General features: G+C 59.8%; 23 protein-coding genes. 9 read left to right on the forward strand and 14 right to left on the reverse strand.

Annotation, left to right across the window (positions count from 1 at the left end; translation table 11 throughout):
* Positions 1–24 precede the first annotated feature (24 nt).
* The 9 genes from GGR30_RS05425 to GGR30_RS05465 form a co-directional block, all read right to left on the reverse strand.
* A complete protein-coding gene (locus GGR30_RS05425; protein WP_183483309.1) occupies positions 25–309 on the reverse strand; it encodes a hypothetical protein in 285 nt (94 codons plus the stop codon).
* A 5-nt stretch (positions 310–314) separates the two neighbouring features.
* A complete protein-coding gene (trpB, locus tag GGR30_RS05430; RefSeq protein ID WP_183483311.1) occupies positions 315–1,535 on the reverse strand; it encodes a tryptophan synthase subunit beta in 1,221 nt (406 codons plus the stop codon).
* 11 nt (positions 1,536–1,546) lie between these two features.
* Positions 1,547–2,209 (reverse strand): phosphoribosylanthranilate isomerase, encoded by a 663-nt coding sequence (locus GGR30_RS05435; RefSeq protein WP_183483312.1) that lies wholly within the window; start codon positions 2,207–2,209, stop codon positions 1,547–1,549.
* Positions 2,210–2,252: 43 nt separating this feature from the next.
* A complete protein-coding gene (locus tag GGR30_RS05440) occupies positions 2,253–3,002 on the reverse strand; it encodes a M48 family metallopeptidase (RefSeq protein WP_183483313.1) in 750 nt (249 codons plus the stop codon).
* Positions 3,003–3,125: 123 nt separating this feature from the next.
* On the reverse strand, positions 3,126–3,557 hold the full coding sequence (locus tag GGR30_RS05445) for a DUF2852 domain-containing protein (RefSeq protein WP_183483314.1): 432 nt from the start codon (positions 3,555–3,557) through the stop codon (positions 3,126–3,128).
* 169 nt (positions 3,558–3,726) lie between these two features.
* Positions 3,727–4,446 carry an anaerobic ribonucleoside-triphosphate reductase activating protein gene (locus GGR30_RS05450; RefSeq protein ID WP_183483315.1) on the reverse strand — a complete coding sequence of 240 codons (720 nt, stop codon included), beginning with the start codon at positions 4,444–4,446 and terminating at the stop codon, positions 3,727–3,729.
* A 109-nt stretch (positions 4,447–4,555) separates the two neighbouring features.
* Complete coding sequence (gene nrdD, locus GGR30_RS05455) at positions 4,556–4,744, reverse strand: anaerobic ribonucleoside-triphosphate reductase (RefSeq protein ID WP_183483316.1); 189 nt, start codon at positions 4,742–4,744, stop codon at positions 4,556–4,558.
* An 11-nt stretch (positions 4,745–4,755) separates the two neighbouring features.
* Positions 4,756–6,813, reverse strand: a complete 2,058-nt coding sequence (locus tag GGR30_RS05460; RefSeq protein WP_183483318.1) for a ribonucleoside triphosphate reductase — start codon at positions 6,811–6,813, stop codon at positions 4,756–4,758.
* Positions 6,814–7,040: 227 nt separating this feature from the next.
* The gene (locus GGR30_RS05465; RefSeq protein ID WP_183483319.1) at positions 7,041–7,994 is read right to left on the reverse strand and encodes a sugar-binding transcriptional regulator; all 954 of its coding nucleotides are present in this window, start codon (positions 7,992–7,994) and stop codon (positions 7,041–7,043) included.
* A 174-nt stretch (positions 7,995–8,168) separates the two neighbouring features.
* Between GGR30_RS05465 and GGR30_RS05470 the strand changes: the two genes are divergently transcribed.
* Positions 8,169–9,059: an NAD-dependent epimerase/dehydratase family protein gene (locus GGR30_RS05470; protein WP_183483321.1), complete on the forward strand. Its 891-nt coding sequence runs from the start codon at positions 8,169–8,171 to the stop codon at positions 9,057–9,059.
* Between the two features lie 486 nt (positions 9,060–9,545).
* On the opposite strand, the gene dnaQ is transcribed toward GGR30_RS05470, so the two are convergent.
* From dnaQ to GGR30_RS05495, 5 genes are read right to left on the reverse strand one after another with little or no spacing between them, the layout of a single operon-like run.
* A complete protein-coding gene (gene dnaQ, locus GGR30_RS05475) occupies positions 9,546–10,259 on the reverse strand; it encodes a DNA polymerase III subunit epsilon (protein ID WP_061449845.1) in 714 nt (237 codons plus the stop codon).
* Between the two features lie 9 nt (positions 10,260–10,268).
* Positions 10,269–10,880: a dephospho-CoA kinase gene (gene coaE, locus GGR30_RS05480; RefSeq protein ID WP_183483323.1), complete on the reverse strand. Its 612-nt coding sequence runs from the start codon at positions 10,878–10,880 to the stop codon at positions 10,269–10,271.
* Positions 10,877–11,737: a shikimate dehydrogenase gene (locus GGR30_RS05485; RefSeq protein WP_183483325.1), complete on the reverse strand. Its 861-nt coding sequence runs from the start codon at positions 11,735–11,737 to the stop codon at positions 10,877–10,879. The genes coaE and GGR30_RS05485 overlap by 4 nt, the downstream gene beginning before the upstream one ends.
* Positions 11,730–12,335: a Maf family nucleotide pyrophosphatase gene (locus tag GGR30_RS05490; RefSeq protein ID WP_183483327.1), complete on the reverse strand. Its 606-nt coding sequence runs from the start codon at positions 12,333–12,335 to the stop codon at positions 11,730–11,732. The genes GGR30_RS05485 and GGR30_RS05490 overlap by 8 nt, the downstream gene beginning before the upstream one ends.
* Positions 12,336–12,365: 30 nt before the next feature.
* Complete coding sequence (locus GGR30_RS05495) at positions 12,366–13,187, reverse strand: pyruvate, water dikinase regulatory protein (protein ID WP_183483329.1); 822 nt, start codon at positions 13,185–13,187, stop codon at positions 12,366–12,368.
* 410 nt (positions 13,188–13,597) lie between these two features.
* On the opposite strand from GGR30_RS05495, the gene hemE reads away from it, so the two are divergent.
* From hemE to GGR30_RS05535, 8 genes are all read left to right on the forward strand, one after another.
* Positions 13,598–14,623: a uroporphyrinogen decarboxylase gene (gene hemE, locus GGR30_RS05500; protein WP_183483331.1), complete on the forward strand. Its 1,026-nt coding sequence runs from the start codon at positions 13,598–13,600 to the stop codon at positions 14,621–14,623.
* A 32-nt stretch (positions 14,624–14,655) separates the two neighbouring features.
* Complete coding sequence (gene hemJ / locus GGR30_RS05505; RefSeq protein ID WP_183483456.1) at positions 14,656–15,198, forward strand: protoporphyrinogen oxidase HemJ; 543 nt, start codon at positions 14,656–14,658, stop codon at positions 15,196–15,198.
* Positions 15,199–15,395: 197 nt separating this feature from the next.
* Positions 15,396–16,661, forward strand: a complete 1,266-nt coding sequence (gene rho, locus GGR30_RS05510; RefSeq protein ID WP_183483333.1) for a transcription termination factor Rho — start codon at positions 15,396–15,398, stop codon at positions 16,659–16,661.
* A 197-nt stretch (positions 16,662–16,858) separates the two neighbouring features.
* Positions 16,859–18,169, forward strand: a complete 1,311-nt coding sequence (gene mnmE, locus GGR30_RS05515) for a tRNA uridine-5-carboxymethylaminomethyl(34) synthesis GTPase MnmE (RefSeq protein WP_183483458.1) — start codon at positions 16,859–16,861, stop codon at positions 18,167–18,169.
* A 114-nt stretch (positions 18,170–18,283) separates the two neighbouring features.
* A complete protein-coding gene (gene mnmG, locus GGR30_RS05520; RefSeq protein ID WP_183483335.1) occupies positions 18,284–20,146 on the forward strand; it encodes a tRNA uridine-5-carboxymethylaminomethyl(34) synthesis enzyme MnmG in 1,863 nt (620 codons plus the stop codon).
* Between the two features lie 8 nt (positions 20,147–20,154).
* Positions 20,155–20,778: a 16S rRNA (guanine(527)-N(7))-methyltransferase RsmG gene (rsmG, locus tag GGR30_RS05525; protein ID WP_183483337.1), complete on the forward strand. Its 624-nt coding sequence runs from the start codon at positions 20,155–20,157 to the stop codon at positions 20,776–20,778.
* Between the two features lie 18 nt (positions 20,779–20,796).
* The gene (locus GGR30_RS05530; RefSeq protein WP_183483339.1) at positions 20,797–21,588 is read left to right on the forward strand and encodes a ParA family protein; all 792 of its coding nucleotides are present in this window, start codon (positions 20,797–20,799) and stop codon (positions 21,586–21,588) included.
* 25 nt (positions 21,589–21,613) lie between these two features.
* Positions 21,614–22,495 (forward strand): ParB/RepB/Spo0J family partition protein, encoded by an 882-nt coding sequence (locus GGR30_RS05535; protein ID WP_183483341.1) that lies wholly within the window; start codon positions 21,614–21,616, stop codon positions 22,493–22,495.
* Positions 22,496–22,689 lie beyond the last annotated feature (194 nt).

A 22,689-nucleotide genomic window follows, 5' to 3' on the forward strand; every position in this document is an offset into this window, starting at 1 on the left:
TCGATGCGATAGTGTCGGCAGGCGTCAGTCGGCGTCGTTCCAGGCCGAGATCGCCTTGATCAGCGATTTGTGCACCGCCTTCATGTTCAAGACGAGACTGTCCAGTTCGGCTTCGGGCCTGCGGCCTTCAGAAAGCGCCGAAAGCGCCGCCGCCATCTCGATATTATAGAGGTTCTGGTGCGCAAGCGCTTCCACCACCGCCCGGCGCAGATCCGGCACGTCCGCATTCTCCTCCTCGATGATGTCGAACAGAGCTTCCGCCAGTTCCGACATCTCCTCAATGGTTTCGATGCGTGAACCCGTCGTCATGGACCCTACATCTCCATGCCGAGGATCTTGCCGACCGTGTGGACGTCCTTGTCGCCGCGACCGGAAAGATTGGCGAGGATGATCTCGTCCTTGCCCATCTTCGGCGCGCGCTTGACGATTTCGGCAATCGCGTGGCTGGCCTCAAGTGCGGGGATGATGCCCTCGAGCCGGGTCATCAGTTGGAAGGCTTCCAGCGCCTCGTTATCGAGGATCGGAACATAATCGACGCGACCGATGTCATTGAGCCAGGAATGCTCCGGCCCGATGCCCGGATAATCGAGCCCGGCGGAGACCGAATGGCCTTCCTTGATCTGACCGTCCGCATCCTGCAGCAGATAGGTGCGGTTGCCGTGGAGCACGCCCGGCGCGCCGGCCGTCAGGGAGGCGCAATGTTCCTCGCCGTCAAGACCGCGCCCGCCGGCTTCCACGCCGACAATCTTCACTTCCGGATCATCGAGGAAGGGATGGAAGATGCCGATCGCGTTAGAACCGCCGCCGACGGCCGCGATCACCAGATCGGGCAACCGCCCTTCGGCTTCCATGATCTGCTCGCGCGCTTCCTGGCCGATCACCGCCTGGAAGTCGCGCACCATTTCCGGATAGGGATGCGGGCCTGCGGCCGTACCGATCAGGTAATAGGTGTCGTCGACATTGGTGACCCAGTCGCGCAATGCCTCGTTCATCGCATCCTTCAGCGTGCCGTGACCCGCCGTCACCGGCTTCACCTCGGCGCCGAGGAGTTTCATGCGGAAGACGTTGGGCGCCTGACGCTCGACATCGGTCGCGCCCATATAGACCACGCAGGGCAGGCCGAAGCGGGCGGCCACGGTGGCCGATGCCACGCCGTGCTGGCCGGCGCCGGTCTCGGCGATGATCCGGGTCTTGCCCATGCGCTTGGCCAGCAGGATCTGGCCGAGGCAATTGTTGATCTTGTGCGAGCCGGTGTGGTTCAGCTCCTCGCGCTTGAAATAGATCTTCGCGCCGCCGAGATGCTCGCTCAGGCGCTCGGCGTAATAAAGCGGGCTCGGCCGGCCGGTATAGTGCTTGCCCAGCGATGTCAGTTCCGCCTTGAAGGCCGGATCGGTCTTGGCCTTTTCCCATTCCGCCTGCAGGTCGAGGATCAGCGGCATCAGCGTTTCGGCCACGAAACGCCCGCCGAAAATGCCGAACAGGCCGCTCTCGTCAGGGCCGGATTTGAAGGAGTTTGGTTTTGGCGTCTCGTTCACGTCAGTCTCCATCAGGCCGTTTGGCGCATCCGCGCCTCGTCAACGGCATCAAAAAAGGCATCGATCCGGGCCGGATCCTTTATGCCCGGCGCGCTTTCCACGCCGGATGATACGTCAAGGCCCGGCGCATGGATATCGGTGAGCGCCGTGCCCACATTCTCCGCGTTCAGTCCCCCGGACAGAAACCAAGGGATAGTCGCCCGATAGCCCTCAAGCAAGCGCCAATCAAAGGCAACGCCGTTTCCCCCGGGAAGGGCAGCATTTTCAGGCGGCTTGGCGTCGAAGAGGATACGGTCGGCGACATCTTCGTAGTCGCGCGCAAAGGTAAGGTCTTGCGGCGTGCGGACCGAGAAGGCCTTGATCACCGGCAGCCCGTAAAGCGCCTTGACGGTCACCACCCGGTCGACGCTCTCCTTGCCGTGCAGCTGGAGCATGTCGGGTCGCGCGCCGAAGACGATCTCCTCGAGCAGTTCGTTGTCGGCATTCACGCTCACAGCAACCGTCTTCGCCCGGCCGCGCACATGCTCGATCAGGCCGGCGGCCACGTCGATTTCCACGTGGCGCGGGCTCTTCTCGAAGAAGATGAAGCCCACATGGCTGGCGCCGCGGGCAATCACGTGGTCGAGCGTTTCCCTGGTCCTGATGCCACAGATCTTGATATCCGGTCTTTTCATGAGGCTTTTCTATCACAAGAACAGGCGCGCTGCGAAGGCTTGATCAGGCAAAGGGCGCATCGAAACGCACGGCGTGCAGGAAGGAGCCTTCGTGCTTCAGCCATTGGCGGGCTTCCGGCGTGCGCGGGCAGAGCCTTTCGCACAGCGCCCAGAAGCGCGGCCCGTGGTTCATTTCCGACAGGTGCGCCACTTCATGGGCGGCGAGATAGTCGACCACGAACATGGGCGCCATGGCGATGCGCCAGGAGAAGTTGAGATTGCCGACGGACGAGCAGGAGCCCCAGCGCGAGCGGGTGTCCTTGAAGGAAATCGCCGCATAGGACTTTCCGCTGGCAGCCGCATGCACCTTCACGCACTCGGTGATCTCGCGCCGCGCTTCCTTCTTCAGATAATCGGCGACGCGGCGGCCGATGCTCTCGGCCGGGCCTGAAACGAGCAGCACCTTGCCGCCACTCCCGTTGCCGATCGTGGTCAGCCCGCGCAGATTGCCGCTGTGGCGAATGATATGGGGAACGCCGAAGATTTTCACCGTTCCGCCATCGGCAATATGGCTCTCATGGCCTTCAAACCGCGCCATCCGTTCGAGCAGCCAGTCATGGTGGCGGCGCAAAAAGCCGTCGACTTCGTGACGGGCAAGGCCGGGTGGAACGGTAAGGCTAATGGCATGGCCGCCGGGCTCGATCTTCAGCGTCATCCGCCGCGCGCGCGCATTAGTCTTCACGTTGAGCGGAATGAGGCTCCCGCCGAGATCGATCGTCGTGGTTTTCGCGCGCTTGTCCACGTCAGGACCCATTATTGAAGACTACCGGCCGTGAGGTAGCGTGTTTCCCCGCCACGCACCAGAAGCCGGCCACAAAAAAACGGCACCGCCCTGGGGGAAAGGGCAATGCCGCAAAGTTTCGGAGGTCATTTTCTCTTATGCTTCGGGCGCAGGGTTCGACCCGGAAGCATTGAAGTTTCCACCGCGCTCGCGCATGAACCGGTCGAATTCCTCCCGGTCGCGCGCCCTGCGCAGTTCATCGGTATAGCGGTCGAATTCGGCGCGCATCTCATCAAGCTTGCGGCGCTCGGCCTCGATCCGCTCCATCTCGCTGCGGCGCCACTCATCGAAGGCAGCGTTGCCGGTCGAATGCATGGTGTAGTCCGCATTGCGCATATTGCGCTTGCAGGAGCCGAAAGCCCGCTCGGCAGAGCGTTTCCAATCGCCCTTGCGCATGTTCAGCCGGTCGCCCCAGATGATGTAGGCAAGCATGACCAGGCCCAGCGGCCAGAAGACGACAAAGCCGATTACCATCAGGGCAATCGTAAGTGGCGTCCACGCCGGACGCAGCAATGCGGTCTCGTTCATCTCAAGTTTTCCTCGCTTTGTTACGGCATAAAATCTGCCGACAGAAGCTATATGGAAATGCTCTTTATAGCGTTCAAGACTTGTTCTTCCGATTCTCAGTATTGTTGGCAATCAAGGCCAAAATGAGCCGATGAAGGTTTCCGCGCCAGGGAAGGAGGTTCTGGTCCGCTCAGGCGCGACGCTTTTCAAGCGCGCCGGCGAGCCTGTCCGGGTCGACGCCCTCCATGCGGAAGGTCTGGATCTTGTGTTCGTCAATGCCATTATGGGAGAGATCGGCCTCAAGCTCCGCGATCTCGGCCGCGTTCAGAAGTTCGGGATGCACGGTGGTGCGGACTTCGTAATCGATACCGCTCGCCATCACATGCTTGAGGCTTGCGAATGCGCGCTCGCCGCTTTTCGGCGTATCGGTCATGCGATCGTAGTCGCGGCGCGAAGCCTTGATATCAAGGCCGATCCAATCGACGTGGCAAAGCGCATCCTTCAGCCTTTCAGGGTATGCGCCGCCGGAGTGAAGGCCGATGGCGAAGCCCATTGCGCGCACGGTCTTCATCGCAGGCACGAGCGCCTTTTGCAGCGTCGGCTCGCCGCCGGAAAAGACGACGCCATCCAGTAGTCCGCGCCGGCTTTCGAGAAAATCGAGAATGCCGGCAAATGTGTAGCCCGTCTCGGCCGAGGCATCGATCAGTCCGGGATTGTGGCAATAGGGGCAGCGCCATGGGCACCCCTGCAGAAACAGCGTTGCCACGATCTTGCCCGGCCAATCGCAAAGGGAAAACGGCTCGAAGCCGCCGATGCGCAGGTCATGTGCCGTGGCGCCGCCGCCCGCCTCTTTTTGATCTCCCCCCTTGAGGGGGAGATGCCCCGAACGGGGCAGAGGGGGGTGAGCCATTTCGGCACATTCAGCGTCAGCGGATGGGCTGGGTACCCCCCTCTGTCGCTGCCGCGACATCTCCCCCTCAAGGGCGGAGGTTGAACGGTGCCTCTCCGCTTGCGCCTCGTTACGCCCGCTCACCGCGCTGTTCCCTGAAATAGCGGCGCTCGGCGAATTCGCCTTTCTTGCCGCGGTTGAAGGAGGAAACCGGGCGGTGATAGCCCATCACCCGCGTCCAGATTTCGCAGGGCTGGCGCTCTTCGTCTGAAAGCGTGATCTCGGTTTCGGCGACAATGTCTTTTTCAATCACAGACATGGTTCTTCCTTTCATTCGGCAGCCACCAGCATGGCGCGCTTTTTCGATAGACGTTCGGCATCGCATTTCGGGCAGAACTGGTGCTCGCCCTCCAGATAGCCATGGGTCGGGCAGATGGAGAAGGTCGGCGTGACGGTGATGTAGGGCAGGCGGAAATTGCTGAGCGCGCGCTTCACCAGCGCCTTGCAGGCCTCGCCGGAGGAGATGCGGCTGCCCATGTAGAGGTGCAGCACCGTGCCGCCGGTATATTTCTTCTGCAGCACTTCCTGGCGCGTCAGCGCCTCGAAGGGATCTTCGGTGAAGCCGACCGGCAACTGGCTGGAATTGGTGTAATAGGCGTTTTCCGGCGTGCCGGCCTGGATGATGCCGGCAAAGCGCTTGGCATCCTCGCGGGCAAAGCGGTGGGCCGTGCCTTCCGCCGGGGTTGCCTCCAGATTGTAGAGATGGCCGGTCTCCTCCTGGAAGGAGACGATCTTCTCGCGCACATGATCGAGGAATCTCTGCGCGAAATCATAGCCCCATTCGGTGGTGATATCCTCGCGATCGTCGGTGAAATTGCGGATCATCTCGTTGACGCCGTTGACGCCGAGCGTGGAGAAATGATTGCGCAGCGTGCCGAGATAGCGCTTGGTATAAGGGAACAGCCCCTCGTCGATCAGCCGCTGGATCACCTTGCGCTTGATTTCAAGGCTGTCGCGGCCAAGCTCGAGCAACTCGTCGAGGCGGGCCAGCAGACCGGCCTCGTCGCCCTTGTGGGTGAAGCCGAGGCGGGCGCAGTTGATGGTGACGACGCCGAGCGAGCCGGTCTGTTCGGCCGAGCCGAAAAGCCCATTGCCGCGCTTCAGAAGCTCCGTCAGGTCGAGCTGCAGCCGGCAGCACATGGAGCGCACCATGTTTGGCGACAGGTCGGAATTTAAAAAATTCTGGAAATAGGGCAGGCCGTATTTGGCGGTCATCTCGAAAAGCCGCGTGGCGTTCTCGCTTTCCCAGGGAAAATCGGGGGTGATGTTGTAGGTCGGGATCGGGAAGGTGAACACCCGACCCTTGGCATCGCCCTTGGTCATGATCTCCATATAGGCGCGGTTGATCATGTCCATCTCGACCTGCAGCTCGCCATAGGCGAACGGCATTTCCTCACCGCCGATGATCGGGTGCTGTTCCTTCAGATCGTCCGGGCAGACCCAGTCGAAGGTGAGGTTGGTAAAGGGCGTCTGCGTGCCCCAGCGCGAGGGGACGTTCAGATTGTAGATCAGTTCCTGGATCGACTGCAGGACATCCTGATAGGAAAGACCGTCCTTGCGGATGAAGGGCGCCATATAGGTGTCGAAGGAGGAAAACGCCTGGGCGCCGGCCCATTCATTCTGCAGTGTGCCGAGGAAATTGACGATCTGGCCGACGGCGGACGACATGTGCTTCGGCGGATCGGCCTCGACCTTGCCGGGCACGCCGTTCAGCCCCTCGGTGATCAGCGTGCGAAGCGACCAGCCGGCGCAATAGCCCGACAGCATGTCGAGATCGTGGATATGCAGATCGCCGGCGCGGTGGGCCTCGCCAATCTGCGGATCATAGACATGGGAGAGCCAGTAATTGGCAACGACCTTGCCGGAGACATTGAGGATCAGCCCGCCCAGCGAATAGCCCTGATTGGCATTGGCATTGACGCGCCAGTCGGAGCGGTCGAGATATTCATCGATCGACGAAATGACGTCGACGGCGACCTTGCCGCTTTCGCGCAGCTTGGCATGTTTTTCGCGGTAGACGATATAGGCGCGGGCGGTCTCGAAGAAATTTGCCGAAATCAGCACCTGTTCGACGATATCCTGGATGCGCTCGATCTCGATGGCATCGTCAAGCGCGCTGTGGCTGATCACCTTGACCACCTGATCGCAAAGCCTGTGCGCCTCACCGGGGCCGAATGCTCCAGTCGCCTCGCCCGCCTTCAAGATAGCGCGATCGATCTTCTCCGCGGAAAACGGTTTGCGCGTTCCGTTTCGTTTGACAACGAAGGACGGCAGTCTTTCGTCCGTTGCGGCAGACAGTTTTTCCATCGCGGCAGGCGCTTCCGGCATGATCGGTTCCCCTCGGTTTGAGATCACGGCCGCACCGCATTTGGTATGTCTTTTCGACACCACATCAATATATGGTGGTTTCGGCCACAAACATCGATGAACCGATTCGCGCCTTCATGCCTTGCACATCGTCAGGTGAGGGTGTTTTTTGATGGGGAAATTCCCTGGATCCATTTCCTGTGCCGAAGGCAGAAAGAACGCGCCGTGAAGGGCGCCGAGCCGAGCCTCTACTCGTCCAAGAGAAACCGCGCTGCGTCCTCGTCCGTGATCAGCGCATTGATCAGGCCGCCCTTCAAAGCCGCACGGATGGCGCGGTGCTTGGGTTTGCCGCGGGCCATGCCGAAGATGATCGTGTCTTCGGCGGACGGCAGGGGGATGCTGGCGACGCGCTGGTTAATCGGGTGATCGAGAAGCTTTCCGTCATCATTGAAAAGCCAGCCGCAAATCTCGCCGGCCGCGCCGGCGGCCACCAGTTCCTCCATCTCGTCCGCTGTGAGAAAACCGTCCAGCAGCAGCGGACCCCTCTGGCCAAGCTCGCCGATGCCGACAAAGGTGACGTCGGCCTTGCCGCCGAGCTCCAGCGTCGGCTTCACCAGCGGCTGGGCGTGGAAGAGGGCGCGCTCCTCCGGCGTCGACACCAGAACCGGCAGCGGCATGGGAAAGTGCCGCGCCTGGATGGCATCGGCCATCAGGAAGATGACGTTGTAATAGGCCGCCGAACCGTCGGGACTGATATTGCCGGTGAGCGAGACGATGCGGTGTTGCGGACAGGCCATCGGCGGCAATTGCTCCACCGCCGATCGCAGCGTGCGACCCGTGCCCATGGCAAGCACGGTCGGCTCGCTCCGCTTCAGCCAGCGTTCGATCTCGGCCGCGCCCTCCTCGGCAATGCCGGTCGGCGCCGTATCGGTATTCGGATCGCTCGGCACGACCTGCACCTGCTTCAACCGATAGCGCTCCTCAAGTGCCGCCGACAGCGCCATGCATTCGGCGATCGGGTGATCGAGACGCACCTTGATCAGCCGTTCGGACATGGCAAGCGAAACAAGGCGCTGCGCGCTTTGGCGGGAAATACCCATGGCGGCGGCAATCTCGTCCTGGGTGCGGCCGGCGACATAATAGAGCCAGCCGGCCCTCGCCGCCTCGTCAAGCCGTGACGTGCTGCCGGATTTTCTCGCCATGGTCTCGTTCACCCCGCTTGATTGACCCCTCGTCAATATCGTGGGCCAGAATAGCCATGTCATTGCGGCCCTGCCAAGCCGGTCCTGCAAAAGCCGGTAAAATCGATTTGACGCCCCCGCCCGATCGTTGCACGATCCCGCCCGTTCGAGGAGCATGCCAATAGCGAGGAAGAAATGACAAAACGCATCGTTTTCACCGGCGGCAGCGGCAAGGCCGGCCGCGACGTGATCCCCTATCTTTTCGACAGGGGCCACGACGTTCTCAATCTCGATCTGGTCGCGCTCGATCATCCGGAGGTCAACACGCTGATCACCGACCTGACCGACAGCGGCCAGGTGTTCAACGCCATGTCCATGCATTTCGGCATGGACCGCTATGACGCCGGCAAGCTGCCCGAAGCGCCCGATGCCGTCGTGCATTTTGCCGCCATTCCGCGCGTGATGATCACGCCTGACAACGTCACCTACCAGACCAATGTGATCTCGACCTACAACGTCATCGAGGCGGCGATGAAGCTCGGCGTCCGCAAGGTCATCATTGCCTCGAGCGAGACCACCTATGGCGTCTGTTTCGCCGAGGGCGACCGGGATTTCCACGCCTTTCCGCTCGAAGAGGATTATGACGTCGATCCGCTCGACAGCTACGGGCTTTCCAAGGTCTGCAACGAGAAGACGGCGCGCGCCTTCGCGCTGCGCTTCGGCGCCGATATCTACGCGCTTCGGATCGGCAATGTCATCTCGCCGGACGACTATGCCAAGTTCCCGGCCTTCCTCGCCGATCCGCCCTCGCGCAAGCGCAATGCCTGGAGCTATATCGATGCGCGCGACCTCGGCCAGATCGTCGATCTGTGTCTAAAGAAGGACGGGCTCGGCTTCGAGGTGTTCAACGCCACCAACGACACGATCACGGCCAACGAGAAGACGGTCGATTTCCTGAAGAAGTACGCGCCCAACACGCCGATCACCCGGGAGATGGGCGATTACGAAGCGCCGCTTTCCAACCGCAAGATCCGCGAGGTTCTGGGGTTTGAGGAACAGCACGACTGGCGGAAATATGTGAAGTGAGGGCAGGGCGCTTGCCCCAAAAATCTCTCCCCTTGAGGGAGAGATGCCCCGAAAGGGGCAGAGAGGGGTGAACCCTCTCGGGAAATTCGGAGTATGCGGCTCATGCCCTTTACCCCCCTCTGTCGCTTTCGCGACATCTCCCCCTCAAAGGGGGAGATCGGTGGGCGGAAGATCGGCCAGCACCTGATTTTGGCAATTACCCCTTCATTAAGAAGAAGTCGAAGCCGAACCGGTGCATATGGGCCGTTTCGTCTTGTTCACGCGTAACAAGACCGATGCGATTTTCGCGAAGGCGGCCAGAGCTGCGCTTCTTCACACCCAAAGATCAATCAGGACAAAACAATGGATACACACTTAGAGAAACTAGAATTTTCCACGGCCGGCATGAAGCTGCAGGCAAACGGGAAGTTTGCAATAATAGCAGGGGTAGCCTTGGTACTAATTCTGGCTCTCGGCACGATAGGCTAGCACGGTCCGGAAAACGCCTCACGTCCCCGAGACGCTGTGCCACAACGCCTTGTCGCCGATCTCGGCGAGCATTTTCGCGTGCGCCTCGGCCTCTTCCGCGTGAACGCGCGAGGGGAGCGGGCGGGGGCGGACGAGGGGCGGCAGCTTGCGCAGATTGCCGTCGCTGTCATATTCATCCGCCGAGCCGGCATTGACGAGGCGGAAGGCCGCCTGACGCCCGCCGGACATCTCGATATAGACCTCCGCCAGCAATTCCGCGTCGAGCAGCGCGCCGTGCTTGGTGCGGTGGGCATTGTCGATCGAATAGCGCTTGCAGAGCGCGTCGAGGCTGTTGGGGCCCATCGGGTGCTTGCGCCGCGCCAGCGCCAACGTGTCGACCACCATCTCCTGGTCGATCGGCGGCTTGCCGAGCCGGCCGAGTTCGGCATTGATGAAGCCCATGTCGAAGGCGGCGTTGTGGGCGATCCAGCGGGCACCGTCGAAAAAGGCCAGGAGATCGTCGACCACATCGGCAAAGACCGGCTTATCCTTGAGGAACTCGTCTGAAATGCCATGCACCTGAAGGGCTTCCGGATGCACGGTCTTGCCGTCCGGATTGACATAGACATGGAAGGTCTTTCCGGTCGGGAAATGGTCGATCAACTCGACGCCGCCGATCTCGATCAGCCGGTCGTCATTCTTGTCCATGCCCGTTGTTTCGGTATCGAAAATGATATCGCGCGTGACCTTCATCACCGCTCCTTAATCTTTTTGCGCCGCGCCGTCCGCCGCCTTGTCCTTCAGTTCGGCAATGATCTGACCAACCGCCGTCCGCGCCTCGTCAATGCCGTGTCCCGTGTCGACAATATAGTCGGCTCGCGCGCGTTTTTCGCCATCGGCAAGCTGACGTTTGAGCACGGTTTCGAACTTTTCCACTGTCATATCCGGTCGCGCCAGCACGCGTTCGCGCTGGATCTCGGGAACGCAGGTGACGACCAGCACATAATCGACGGCGCGATCGGCGCCGGTCTCGAACAGGAGGGGGATGTCGAGCACGGCGATCGGCGCTTCGTCGGCGCGCGCCTTCTCCAGGAAGCGGTCGCGTTCCTCACGCACCAGCGGATGGACAATCGCCTCCAGTTTCTCGAAGTTCTCGGGCTTGCCGGCAAGCGCCTTGCTGAGGCGCGCGCGATTGATCACGCCATCTTCGGCAACGCCCGGAAAGGCAGCCTCGACCGGGGCCACGGCCCTGCCGCGATAAAGCGCGTGCACCACCTCATCGGCATTTTGCACCGGTATGCCGGCTTCGGTAAAAAAGCCCGCCGTGGTGGACTTTCCCATGCCGATCGAGCCGGTGAGGCCGAGAATGATCATCCGTTCGCCTCCAGATCGGCGATGATCTCGTCCCTCAGCGCGGCATCGACCTCGGGCTTCCTACCGAACCATTTCTCAAAACCCGGCACGGCCTGGTGCAGCAGCATGCCGAGCCCGTCCGCCGTCTTCAGCCCGTGCGCCTTCGCCTGTTTCAGGATCGGCGTTTCGAGCGGCACATAGACGATATCGGCAACAATGGCGTTTTCGGACAGCAGGCCGAAGTCAAAGTCCGGTACGGCGCCGCCCTTCATGCCAAGCGAGGTCGTGTTGACGAAAAGGCCTGCGCCCTTCATCACCTCGGCAAGCCGGTCCATGTCATGCGCGTCGACCCGGTCGCCAAGCCGCGCGGCTAGTTCGGAGGCCCGCGCCAGCGTGCGGTTGACGATGTGGATGTGGGAAATGCCGCGCTGTTTGAGCGCCATGACGATCGAGCGCGCGCCGCCGCCGGCCCCCAGCACTACGGCCTTCTCCGCATAATCCCAGCCGGGATGGGTCGCATCAAGATTGCCGGTGAAGCCGAGGCCGTCAGTATTGGTCGCATGAACGCGTCCGTTTTCGACCCAGAGCGTGTTTGCAGCGCCCAGAAGCGTGGCATTTTCATCGGCTTCATCGGCAAGCTCGAACGCGGCCATCTTGTGAGGGATGGTGACATTGCAGCCAACGAGACCGGCTTCGCCGGAGCGCAGACGATCGATGAAGCCCGCGATTTCGCCCGGGGCCACGTCCTCGCGCACATAGTCCCCGGAAATTCCGTATTTCTTCAGCCAGTAGCCATGAACCAGCGGCGAGCGGGACTGGGAAACGGGATGGCCGATGACGCAGGCCCGCCGCAGATTGGTTTCACGTGAATCAGTCATGCAGTGCTCCGAGTTTGCGCAGGGCCGCCAGCAGCTCAAGCATCGGCATGCCCAATATCGTGAAGAAATCGCCGTCGATCCGCTCGAACAGTCGCACGCCCAGGCCTTCCAGCTGGTAAACGCCCGAGGAAAACAGCGCCTCGTCGGAAAGGCGCTCCAGATAGCGATCGATCTCAGCCTCGTCGAGCCGGCGCATGTGCAAGGCGGCCGTCTCGCAGGCCTCGAACAGGATCTCGCCATCGCGGGCAATCGCGAAGGCGCTCATCAGGTAATGCGTCTTGCCGGAAAGGCGCATCAGATGCTCGCGCGCTTCCTTGCGGTTTTCCGGCTTCGAATAGGAGCCCCCCTCGAAAGCCATCACCTGATCACCGCCGATGACGAAGGCCCCCGGCGCGCGGCCCGCGACATCGAGCGCCTTTGCCCGCGACAAAAGACCGGCAAGAAAATCAGGCGTCGCGCCGGTCTTCAGGAAAGGCGCTTCCGTCGCCCGTTCATCCACATGCGGGCGCATGCTGGAAAAGGCGATCCCCGCATTGGCGAGCAGCGCCCGCCTCGACGGACTGGTGGAGGCCAGGATGATCGCTTCGTTGTTCGGCATCGGCGCTTTCCTCTCGCAGCTCCAGCGTTGCTATTTCAGCTCGTATTTCAGGGCAAGAATGGCCGCCGCCGTCTCCTCGATCGACCGGCGGGAGACATCGATGATCGGCCAGTTGTTCTGGGCGGCAAGGCTGCGGGCATATTTCAGCTCTTCGGCAATCACCGCGCGATCGGTATATTCGCTCTTGCCCTCATCCGCGCCGCTGCCGAATTCGCGGAATTCGCGGACCTGCGAAATCCGTCCCGGCGAGGCGATCAGGCAGACGATCAGCGGCCGCTTCGCCCGATACAGGCTTTCGGGCAGTTTCATTCCCGGCACGATCGGAATATTGGCGGCCTTCACGCCACGATTGGCGAGATAGACGCTTGTCGGCGTCTTCGATGTGCGGGAAATGCCGAGGATGACGACATCCGCCTCGTCATAGGTTTCCGGCATCTGCCCGTCATCGTGATCCATGGCGTAGTTCAGTGCCTCGATGCGGGCAAAATAGTCCTCGTCCAGGCTGTGCTGTGCGCCCGAGCGCCGGCGCGAGGCCGTGCCCAGATAGGACTGGAACACCCTGGCGACCGGATCGAGAACATTGACGCAGGGCACATTCATGTCCCGGCACATTTCTTCCAGAAGCGCGCCCAGTTCCTCATTGACCACCGTATAGAGAACAATGCCCGGCGCCTCGTCGATCGCCCTGAGCACGGCGAGCACCTGCTTGCGGCTGCGCACCAGCGGATAAACATGTTCGATCGGCTCATAACCGCCGAACTGGGCGGAAACCGCGCGGCCGGTGGAGATCAGCGTTTCGCCCGTCGAATCGGAGATCAGATGGAGGTGAAAGAAGTTTTTGCGGTTTTCCACGATGTCCTTCGCCTCCTGTTCATAACGCTGGACAAAACGGGACGAATGCGAAGCGCCGATTTTGGCCTGTGGGTTGTCTTGCGATTTATCCACATATCCCCTTTTGTCGAGAAGGTTCAAACGCCTCTGTTGAAAACGGGGAAAAGAATGGTTTTTGCGGCAAAATTCCAACGGTTTTGCACAGGCCGACGAGAGCCTGCGCGACACGCCAAGGATTTGAATCCATGAATTATTCCATCCTCTTCCCCACAATTGCCATGAAGGCGGATTTTTGGGCCCACCCAAGACGGCCAAATGCGTGGAAAAGACTCATAGTCGCGGAAAACCCTTTAATCCTTGATCCTCACAGACTCTAAGAAATAAAAGGAATCCAAACATAAACAGATTCATTATTTGCAAGGGCTGGGGATATGGCAGAACGGACGCTGGAACGCGTGCTTGAGGGTGAGACCGTCAACCCGCCGCCGATCTGGCTGATGCGGCAGGCAGGCCGTTATTTGCCCGAATACCGGGCCTTGAGGGAAAAGGCGGGCGGCTTCCTCAACCTTTGCTACAATCCCGATTTTGCAACGGAAGTGACCCTGCAGCCAATCAGGCGTTACGGCTTTGACGCCGCCATCCTGTTTTCCGACATTCTCGTGATCCCGGATGCATTGAAATGCGGGGTTCGCTTTGAAAAGGGTGAGGGACCGCGTCTTGATCCGATCGAGGCCGACGACATTGGACGTTTGGAAGCCCGCTATGCGGCTGACACGCTTGATCCGGTAATCGAGGCAGTAGGGCGCATCCGCGAGAGCCTGCCAAGCCAGACGAGCCTTCTCGGCTTTTGCGGCGCACCCTGGACCGTGGCAACCTACATGATTGCAGGGAAGGGGACGAGCGACCAGGCGCCCGCACGGCTCTTCGCCTATCGTCACAGGACGGAGTTCCTGAAGCTTCTTGATCTGATCGCCGATCTCTCCGCCGACTATCTGATCCGGCAATTGAAGGCCGGCGCCGATGCGGTGCAAATTTTCGACAGTTGGGCAGGCGTGCTCGGCGAAGAGGGTTTTGTCGATTTTGCCGCTGCCCCCGTTGCCCGTATCGTCAAGACGGTGCGTCAGGCCGTGCCGGGCGCGAAGATCATTGCCTTTGCCAAGGGCGCAGGCCCCAATCTTTCGACCTACCGGCAGAAAACCGATGCCAATGCGATCGGCCTCGACTGGACCGTGCCGCTCGCCATTGCCAAGGAGCTGCAGAAGGACGGGCCCGTGCAGGGCAATCTCGATCCGCTGTCACTGGTTGCGGGCGGTGATCTGATGAAAGCGCGTGCGAGGGCTATTGTTGAAGCCTTGTCGGACGGTCCGATGATCTTCAATCTCGGTCACGGGATCACGCCGGAAGTGGATCCCGAAACCGTCTTAACCCTCGTCAAGCTGGTGCGCGGCGAAGAATAATATATATAAATCAAATAGATGTGGAGGAAATGATGACGGACCAGGGCGAAACCGGAAAGGTTGCGGGCAAGAAATCGGCAAGCCGGGCGATGACGGCGCTGCTTCTGTTCCTGTTCGTCTGTCTGGGACTATTCATCTTCCAGCGCGACAGTTTCTATCTCTGGGCGACGGCCATTCACGTGATCGCGGTGATTTCCTGGATGGCCGGCATGTTCTACATGCCGCGGCTCTTCGTCTATCACGCCGACAGCGCGCCGGGTTCGGAGAAATCGGAGACCTTCAAGGTGATGGAATACCGTCTGATGAAGGTGATCATGAACCCGGCCATGATCCTGACCTGGATCTTCGGCCTCTATCTCGCCTGGGACGGCGGCTGGCTGACCGATGGCTGGCTGCATGTGAAGCTTCTCGCCGTTTTCCTGATGTCCGGCGTCCATGGCTATTACAGCAAGGCGATCAAGGATTTTGCCGCCGATAAGCGCTCGACCAGCGCACGGCACTGGCGGATTGTCAACGAAGCGCCGACCGTGCTGATGATCATTGCCGTGATAATGGTGATCGTTAAACCCTTTTAATCGTTTGATAAATGGTTTGGCGCGTTTTCCGGGACAAAAACGCGTATTTGCTCTTGTAACGACACGGGCAAATCAGTATCTTCCAGCCAACCCATCCAAAAAGGCTGTGCAAGACTACCCCTGCGCCAATCCAAATTGGCACTGCTCCACCAGTGCAACCGGCCTTTCGATCATCACAACAATTCACGGTTTACTTCATGTCTCAAATGAAGCTTCAGGAACTGAAGAGCAAGACACCAACCGACCTCCTGGCCTTTGCCGAATCACTTGAGGTCGAAGGCGCCAGCACGATGCGCAAGCAGGAGCTGATGTTCGCCATTCTGAAGGTGCTGGCCACGCAGGATGTCGAGATCATCGGCGAAGGCGTTGTCGAGGTTCTTCAGGACGGTTTCGGCTTCCTGCGTTCGGCCAACGCCAATTATCTGCCGGGCCCGGACGACATCTATATTTCGCCCTCCCAGATCCGCCGCTTCGCGCTGAAGACCGGCGATACGGTCGAGGGACCGATCCGCGGGCCGAAGGAAGGCGAGCGGTATTTCGCCCTTTTGAAGGTCAACACGATCAATTCCGATGATCCGGAGAAGATCCGCCACAAGGTCCATTTCGACAATCTGACACCGCTTTATCCCGATGAGCGGTTCAACATGGAACTTGAAAACCCGACGTCGAAGGACCTTTCGCCGCGCGTCATCGATCTGGTGGCGCCGCTCGGCAAGGGCCAGCGCGGCCTGATTGTCGCGCCGCCGCGCACGGGTAAGACGGTTCTTTTGCAGAACATCGCCCATTCCATCACGGCCAATCATCCCGAATGCTTCCTGATCGTGCTTCTGATCGACGAGCGTCCGGAAGAAGTGACCGACATGCAGCGCTCGGTGAAGGGCGAGGTCGTGTCTTCGACTTTCGATGAACCGGCGGTGCGCCACGTTCAGGTTGCTGAAATGGTGATCGAGAAGGCGAAGCGCCTGGTCGAGCATGGCCGCGACGTCGTCATCCTGCTCGATTCCATCACCCGTCTCGGCCGCGCCTACAACACCGTCGTGCCGTCTTCCGGCAAGGTGCTGACCGGCGGCGTTGACGCCAATGCGCTGCAGCGGCCGAAGCGTTTCTTTGGCGCGGCGCGCAATATCGAAGAGGGCGGCTCGCTGACGATCATTGCGACCGCGCTGATCGATACCGGCAGCCGCATGGACGAAGTGATCTTCGAAGAGTTCAAAGGCACCGGCAACTCGGAAATCGTGCTGGATCGTAAGGTCGCCGACAAGCGAATCTTCCCGGCGATCGATATTCTCAAGTCTGGCACCCGCAAGGAGGACCTGCTAGTTCCGCGTCAGGATCTGCAGAAGGTCTTCGTCCTGCGCCGTATCCTTGCCCCGATGGGCACGACCGACGGCATCGAGTTCCTCATCGACAAGCTGAAGCAGACGAAGAGCAATGCCGAGTTCTTCGAATCGATGAACACCTGACGCCGCTGACAGGAAAGAAGCCCCTGTCCGAGAGGGCCTTTTCTTCTTGCGGAGGAACGACCGTTTCGATCTGAGTGGTTGAACCATCCCAGAATTTGGTTTTTGTCGTCCGGTGTTACGGAAACGGGAAAGCAGGGCTGGTAGCCATATAAGATATTGAAATACATATCGAATTTTCATTGGCCCAGGCGCGAATGATGCGATCGACCGACACCATATTTGCACTTTCGAGTGGCGCGCTTCCCTCTGGCGTCGCAGTGATACGATTGTCGGGAGGAGCGGCATTCAATATCTGCGCGTCGGTCGCAGGCCGCGTCCCCGCCCTCCGCAAGGCGCAGTTGATGACATTGCGGGATGCCGGCGGAAGCCCGATCGATCAGGCTCTGGTCCTTGCCTTTCAGGCTCCTTCTTCCTTTACCGGCGAAGATTGCGTCGAGTTTCATCTTCATGGCGGCCGTGCGGTGGTGCGAGCCATGCTGGATTGCTTGTCCGGCTTCGGTGAAGCGCGTCATGCCGAAGCGGGCGAGTTTACCCGGCGGGCGTTCGAGAATGGCAAGCTGGATCTGGTCGAGGCAGAGGGTCTTTCCGATATCATCGTTGCCGAGACGGAAATGCAGCGCCGGCTTGCGATGGAACAGGCAAGCGGTAATCTTTCCGGTCTCTATCAGGGCTGGGCCGATGCGCTGACCCATTCCCGCGCGATGATCGAGGCTGAGCTCGACTTCTCCGACGAGGATGATATTCCCGGTTCGGTTTCCGAAACGATCTGGCATAGCGTGGAAGAAGTGGCCGAAGCGATCCGTATTCACCTTGCTGGCAGCCGCACCGGAGAAATCATTCGCGACGGCTATCAGGTGGTGATCGCCGGTCCGCCAAATGCCGGAAAATCCAGCCTGCTGAATGTGCTGGCGAAACGGGATATCGCCATCGTCACCGATGTTGCCGGAACCACGCGGGACATTCTCGAGGTTCATCTCGATATCGGCGGTTATGCGGTTCGGCTTTATGACACGGCCGGGCTGCGCGAGACGGAAGACATGGTAGAGGCCGAGGGTGTGCGTCGCGCCCGGGCTGTGCTTGAAACAGCGGATCTGGTTCTCTCACTTGCCGACATTACTTCCGGTACAGCGCCCGAAACGTTCTCCGATCGTGATTGCCTTCTTGTGGGTACCAAGGCCGATCTCGGCGGGGAGGTCGACGGTTTCGATCTGCTTCTGTCGTCTCGCACTGGGGTGGGAATTGACCGGCTCATAGAAGCGATCTCCGGTTGCCTTGCGGATCGCGTGGCGGGGTCCTCCTTTAGTCTGCCGGTTCGGTCGCGACAGACTGATCAATTGCGACAGGCACTAGTCTCTCTGGATGAAGCCCAGGCGGCACGGACGCTTTCGCCGGAGCTTCCCTCTGAATCGCTTCGTCTGGCGGCGGAAGCGCTGGGACGGATTACTGGGAGGGTTGACGTTGAAGACCTGCTTGACGTGATCTTTTCATCCTTTTGCGTCGGCAAATAGGCCAATGTTTCACGTGAAACAATCTTGACTCGTTCGTAGCGAGACGGCACAACCAACGCCAACAAATGAAAGGTTCCGGCGCGATGCCGTTGAGCCTCGAATGGAGCAATTCTCATGACCGATCATTACGATGTCATCGTCATCGGCGGTGGTCACGCTGGATGCGAGGCTGCATCAGCGGCTGCACGTGCGGGTGCGAAAACGGCTCTTATCACCCATAAGCGCGAGACCATCGGCATCATGTCGTGCAATCCGGCTATTGGCGGGCTGGGGAAGGGCCATTTGGTTCGCGAGATTGACGCGTTGGATGGTCTTATGGGCCGCGTGGCCGATGCAGCGGCGATCCAGTATCGCATGTTGAACCGGCGCAAGGGGCCCGCTGTTCGCGGCCCGCGCAGCCAGGCCGACCGCAAGCTCTATCGTCGCGCGATGCAGGATGCTCTTTCCGACATTAATTATCTGGATATCGTCGAAGGCGACGTGTTTGATGTCGAAACGTTGAACGGACGGGTCGAGGCGGTGACGACCGACGATGGCCGGCGTTTTGCCTGCGGCGCTGCGGTATTGACGACCGGCACGTTTTTGCGCGGCTTGATCCATATCGGCATGCGCAAGATTCCGGCCGGTCGCGTTGGGGAGGCGCCTTCACTCGGGCTTTCCCAGACGCTCGGCCGGCTTGGGCTTTCGCTTGGCCGTTTGAAAACCGGCACGCCAGCGCGGCTTGACGGACGGACGATCGACTGGACATCGCTTGACCGGCAGAAGGCCGATAGCGATGCAGTGCCATTTTCCTTCATGAGCGATGGTGTTAAGAACCCGCAGATCGATTGTGGCATTACCCGCACAACGCCGGACGTGCATGCGATTATCCGCGATAATATCGGCCTGTCCGCGATGTATTCGGGTCAGATCGAAGGCGTGGGCCCGCGCTATTGCCCATCGATTGAAGACAAGATCATGCGCTTTGGTGATCGTGATGGCCATCAGATCTTCCTGGAACCGGAAGGCCTGGATGATGATACGATCTATCCAAATGGCATTTCCACCTCATTGCCGGAGGAGGTGCAGCACGCCTTTATTCGCGCCATACCTGGTTTGGAGCGGGTCGATATTCTGCAGCCCGGCTATGCGATCGAGTACGATCATGTCGATCCCCGGGAGCTCAAGCCTTCACTGGAATTGAAGAAGATGCCAGGCCTGTTTCTGGCGGGGCAGATCAACGGTACGACAGGCTATGAAGAGGCGGGTGCGCAGGGACTTGTAGCCGGCCTGAACGCGGCCCGGCTTGCGGGTGGTGGCGAGGCGGTGGTTTTCTCGCGGACTGATTCCTATATCGGCGTGATGGTTGATGATCTGACCACACGTGGGGTGACCGAACCCTACCGCATGTTTACCTCACGCGCAGAGTATCGGCTGACATTGCGAGCCGATAATGCCGATGAGAGACTAACGCCGCTGGCGATGGCGCTTGGCATTGTCTCTTCCTCGCGACGGGCGCGGTTTGAAAATTATGCCGCGGCATTGCAGCGTGCGCGTGATGCGTTGAAAACAAGAACGTTGACACCGAACGAGGCCGCCCTTCATGGTCTGAAGCTTAACCAGGATGGGCAGCGTCGCACTGGCTATGATCTGCTGGCCTATCCGGAACAGGATTTTGCCAGTGTCGTGGCTATCTGGCCCGAACTTGGCGAGATTCCGATATCGGTCCGCAATGCGATAGAGATCGAGGCGGCCTATGCGGTTTATCTCGACCGTCAGGCTTCTGATATTGCTCAGGTGCGGAAGGACGAGGGCAGGGCGATACCAGACGATTTCGATTATTCGGCCTTGCCAGGACTGTCGAATGAGTTGAAAGGCAAGCTTTCGAAGGCGCGACCGTCGACGATTGCACAAGCGAGCCGGATTGATGGAATGACGCCAGCGGCGCTTTCGCTGCTGTTGGTTAGGCTGAAGAGCTTGCGGCCGGTTGCAGCATGAGAGGGTCCATGAAGCTCAATGGACAGAGTGTTTCACGTGAAACACAGGAAAGGCTTGAGCGCTTCGCAGGCCACTTCGAAAAATGGGCGAAGTCGATCAATCTCGTGGCGCCTTCGACGCGACAGCAATTCTGGGACCGGCATGTTGCAGACAGCGCACAAATACATCAGCTGTCACCTACTCCGAAAGCGTGGATCGACATCGGCAGCGGCGGCGGCTTTCCCGGGTTGATCACTGCAATTCTCCTGGCCGAGCGGGGCGACGGCTGGGTCCACCTAGTTGAAAGCAACAACAAGAAAGCGTCTTTCCTGCGCACTGCAATCCGGGAGACAGGCGCTCGGGCGAGCGTTCATGCCATCCGTGCTGAAACGGCGCCGGCGGATATCGAGAGCGCTGTGGCGATGTCTGCGCGGGCGCTTGCGGATCTTTCTCTGCTGTTCGAATATGCCGCGCCCTGGTTTCGGAGAGAGCCGCAATTCCGGGCGTTTTTCCACAAAGGACGGGATTATCAGCGCGAGATCGACAAAGCGCGTGACCATTGGGACTTCGATCTGGTAAAACATGACAGCAAGGTTGAGCCCGGCTCCGTGATCCTGGAAATTTCCCGCCTTGCGTCGTCCTCGGCTTCTTGAAAACTGGCGGAATGGTTAATGAATCGTAAAACGCGTGTCATCACGGTCGCCAACCAGAAGGGTGGCGTCGGAAAAACCACCACGGCCATCAATCTGGCTACAGCACTTGCGGCCATCGGCGAAAAGGTTCTGGTGCTGGACCTTGATCCTCAGGGCAATGCCAGCACGGGTCTCGGCATCGAGCGCGATCAGCGCGAGTTCTCTGCTTATGACGTATTGATCGGCGACAAGACCATCGTCGAGGCAGCGATTCCGACTGCGGTTCCTAACCTCGATCTTGTACCATCCACGTTGGATCTTCTGGGTTTCGAGCTCGAAATCGCCTCCGATCCCCGTCGGGTGTTCAAGCTTCGCGATGCGCTGGCGCAGTCGGATGTCAGCCAGTATCGCTACGTGTTTTGCGACTGCCCTCCCTCTTTCAATCTCCTGACGATGAATGCCATGGGCGCCGCTCAGGCCATCCTCGTGCCGCTGCAGTGCGAGTTTTTCGCGCTTGAGGGGCTAAGCCAGCTTCTGGATACCGTTTCGGAAGTGCGCAATACGATCAATCCTGGTCTGGAAATTCAGGGCGTTGTCCTGACCATGTTTGACTCGCGCAACAATCTCGCCCAGCAGGTTGTCTCCGATGTGCGCGAATATATGGGCGACAAGGTCTACAAGACGCTGATACCGCGCAATGTCAGGGTTTCGGAGGCGCCGTCCTTCGGCAAGCCGGTCATACTGTATGACCTGAAATGCCAGGGGAGCCAGGCCTATATCCAGCTTGCCTCGGAGATCATTCAGCGTGAGCGGGCCTTGGCGGCCGCCTGACTTCTAGCATTGTAAGGTGATGAGCATGAGCGAAGACAATTCCAAAAGGCGGCTTGGACGCGGGCTTGCGGCGTTGATCGGGGATATCGAAAAGGCCGAGCCGAGCGAGCCGACGACTGCCGCGGTGACTGCGGACCGGCGGATTCCCATCGAATTCATATCCAGAAATCCGCGCAACCCCCGTCGTCATTTCGAGGAAGAAGACCTGCGTGATCTCGCTGCCTCGGTTCGCCAGCACGGGATTGTGCAGCCTGTCGTCGTGCGGACTATCGGCGAGCAACGCTTCGAGATTATTGCTGGCGAGCGTCGCTGGCGCGCGGCTCAGCTTGCCGGCCTCTCGGAAGTCCCGGCGCTCATACGCGACGTGGATGACCGTACCGCTCTCGAAATCGCCATTGTCGAGAACGTGCAGCGCGCCGATCTCAACCCGCTGGAAGAAGCCAATGGTTACGAGTTGTTGATGGCCGAGCACGGCTACACGCAGAACGATCTCGGTGAAATCATCGGCAAGAGCCGCAGCCATGTGGCCAACAGCCTGCGTCTTCTCAAACTGCCGGAAGGCGTGAGAACAATGCTCGCGGAGGGATCACTTTCTGCTGGTCACGCCCGCGCGCTGATTTCGACTCCGGATCCGGACGCCCTGGCGCGGATGGTCGTGGACAAGGGCCTTTCGGTTCGTGAGGCGGAAAAGCTCGCGCAGAAAGCGATTGAAGGTGGCGGACTCCGCGCTTCTCGGCCGCAGAAGCAAAAGGATGCCGATACTCTGGCCCTTGAGCGTTCCCTTTCGGATCGGTTGGGGTTGGCGATCACGATCGACCACAAGAGTGACGGCGGCCAGATCAAGATCGCCTACGCTTCGCTCGATCAACTCGATGATATTTGCCGCCGGCTTGAACGGAATCCTTGATAATTGTATCATCTCAAATTGACATGATACAATTTAATCTTTGTCCAACAAGTACTTGATCTTTTTTGCGCAGAGGCGAGACGACCGTAGAAAAACCGGAACTATTGGTTTGCCGAAACATTTCATCGAGCAAGCGGTGGTGTCCTTGAACCTCGAGCCATGTAAGGCTCGTGACAGGGGGCAAGCTCCAGAAA

The organism is Martelella radicis (assembly GCF_014196625.1).
Classification (GTDB): domain Bacteria; phylum Pseudomonadota; class Alphaproteobacteria; order Rhizobiales; family Rhizobiaceae; genus Martelella; species Martelella radicis.

Coding starts and splice junctions, on each gene's coding strand:
- GGR30_RS05435 (WP_183483312.1), bottom strand. CDS start 2,209: ATGAAAAGACCGGATATCAAGATCTGTGGCATCAGGACCAGGGAAACG.
- rho (WP_183483333.1), top strand. CDS start 15,396: ATGTCTCAAATGAAGCTTCAGGAACTGAAGAGCAAGACACCAACCGAC.
- GGR30_RS05470 (WP_183483321.1), top strand. CDS start 8,169: ATGACAAAACGCATCGTTTTCACCGGCGGCAGCGGCAAGGCCGGCCGC.
- rsmG (WP_183483337.1), top strand. CDS start 20,155: ATGAAGCTCAATGGACAGAGTGTTTCACGTGAAACACAGGAAAGGCTT.
- GGR30_RS05450 (WP_183483315.1), bottom strand. CDS start 4,446: ATGGCTCACCCCCCTCTGCCCCGTTCGGGGCATCTCCCCCTCAAGGGG.
- hemE (WP_183483331.1), top strand. CDS start 13,598: ATGGCAGAACGGACGCTGGAACGCGTGCTTGAGGGTGAGACCGTCAAC.
- GGR30_RS05440 (WP_183483313.1), bottom strand. CDS start 3,002: ATGGGTCCTGACGTGGACAAGCGCGCGAAAACCACGACGATCGATCTC.
- mnmE (WP_183483458.1), top strand. CDS start 16,859: ATGCGATCGACCGACACCATATTTGCACTTTCGAGTGGCGCGCTTCCC.
- GGR30_RS05490 (WP_183483327.1), bottom strand. CDS start 12,335: ATGCCGAACAACGAAGCGATCATCCTGGCCTCCACCAGTCCGTCGAGG.
- mnmG (WP_183483335.1), top strand. CDS start 18,284: ATGACCGATCATTACGATGTCATCGTCATCGGCGGTGGTCACGCTGGA.
- dnaQ (WP_061449845.1), bottom strand. CDS start 10,259: ATGAAGGTCACGCGCGATATCATTTTCGATACCGAAACAACGGGCATG.
- GGR30_RS05465 (WP_183483319.1), bottom strand. CDS start 7,994: ATGGCGAGAAAATCCGGCAGCACGTCACGGCTTGACGAGGCGGCGAGG.
- GGR30_RS05425 (WP_183483309.1), bottom strand. CDS start 309: ATGACGACGGGTTCACGCATCGAAACCATTGAGGAGATGTCGGAACTG.
- GGR30_RS05535 (WP_183483341.1), top strand. CDS start 21,614: ATGAGCGAAGACAATTCCAAAAGGCGGCTTGGACGCGGGCTTGCGGCG.
- coaE (WP_183483323.1), bottom strand. CDS start 10,880: ATGATCATTCTCGGCCTCACCGGCTCGATCGGCATGGGAAAGTCCACC.
- GGR30_RS05460 (WP_183483318.1), bottom strand. CDS start 6,813: ATGCCGGAAGCGCCTGCCGCGATGGAAAAACTGTCTGCCGCAACGGAC.
- nrdD (WP_183483316.1), bottom strand. CDS start 4,744: ATGTCTGTGATTGAAAAAGACATTGTCGCCGAAACCGAGATCACGCTT.
- GGR30_RS05530 (WP_183483339.1), top strand. CDS start 20,797: ATGAATCGTAAAACGCGTGTCATCACGGTCGCCAACCAGAAGGGTGGC.
- GGR30_RS05485 (WP_183483325.1), bottom strand. CDS start 11,737: ATGACTGATTCACGTGAAACCAATCTGCGGCGGGCCTGCGTCATCGGC.
- GGR30_RS05445 (WP_183483314.1), bottom strand. CDS start 3,557: ATGAACGAGACCGCATTGCTGCGTCCGGCGTGGACGCCACTTACGATT.
- hemJ (WP_183483456.1), top strand. CDS start 14,656: ATGACGGACCAGGGCGAAACCGGAAAGGTTGCGGGCAAGAAATCGGCA.